General features: G+C 68.9%; 1 protein-coding gene. It reads right to left on the reverse strand.

From position 1 onward, the window contains the following. Positions 1–839 (reverse strand): SDR family NAD(P)-dependent oxidoreductase (locus ABEA81_RS42300; RefSeq protein ID WP_345613701.1); only part of this gene is annotated, 839 nt, incomplete at its 3' end. Between the last annotated feature and the right edge of the window lie 209 nt (positions 840–1,048).

Below are 1,048 nucleotides of genomic sequence, written 5' to 3' on the forward strand. Positions count from 1 at the left end.
GACCCGGAGGGGAAGTCGGCGCCGCGGGAGAGCGGATCGTGTGCGCGGAGCTCGGCCAGGGTGCTCTCGAGCGTGGCGATGGCCACGTCGAGCCCGCCGTTGCCGAGGACGAGCCGTCGGGGAGGCGGGTCCTGGGTCATGGCGGTGATCACAGCGTCTGCTCCGCGTCGGGGGTCGCCGGGCTGGTTGCCGTCCTGGTCGATCATCGCGGCGCGGATCTGCTCCAGCATCGGCCGGTACTCGGCGATGGATTCCTGGATGGGTTCGTCGGCGAATCCGGCGTAGGCGCGGGTGCGGAAGGCTCCGGGCTCGACCGCGATCACTCGGATGCCGAGCGGGGCCACTTCCTCGCGCAGGACGTCGGTGACGGCTTCGAGGGCGGACTTGGTTGCGCTGTAGTAGCCGAACCCGGTCGTGGCGCTCAGTCCGGCGACCGAGGACATGTTGACGATCCATCCGCTGCCGCGGGCGCGCATGCCGGGTAGGGCTGCTCGGATGACCGAGAGTACGGCGAAGAAGTTCAGCTCGAACATCCTGCGCACGTCGGCGTCGTGCATGCCTTCGATTGATCCGTACCAGCCGCGGCCGGCGTTGTTGACCAGCACGTCGATGCCGCCGAAGTGCTCCTCGGCCGCGCGTACGGCCTTCTGCACCTGTTCCGCGTCGGTGACGTCGAGCGGCAGGACGAGCACGCGGTCGCCGTGGGCCTGTGCCCAGGTGTGCAGCTCCTCGGGGCGTCGCGCGGTGAGTACCACGCGGTCCCCGCTGTCCAGGGCGGCGTCGGCGAAGGCGATGCCGAACCCGCCCGGTGTGCCGCCGGTGATGAACCAGTTCCTCATTGACTTCCTCGTATCGACGTGTTTGTGACGGTGTGGCAGCGTCTGCTCAGGGTCCGATCACCAGCTGGCAGATCGACGGGCCGTCGAGGGTGAACCGGAAGTGCAGGTCGGCCTGTCCGCCGGGGAAGTTCCCTTCGAGGTGCTGGACCACGTCGAACCGCGCCTGCCCGGTGTTGGTGGCGCCGGTGAACTCGGTGGTGTAGGTGTAC

The sequence above is a fragment of the Pseudonocardia adelaidensis genome (assembly GCF_039543345.1).
GTDB lineage: Bacteria > Actinomycetota > Actinomycetes > Mycobacteriales > Pseudonocardiaceae > Pseudonocardia > Pseudonocardia adelaidensis.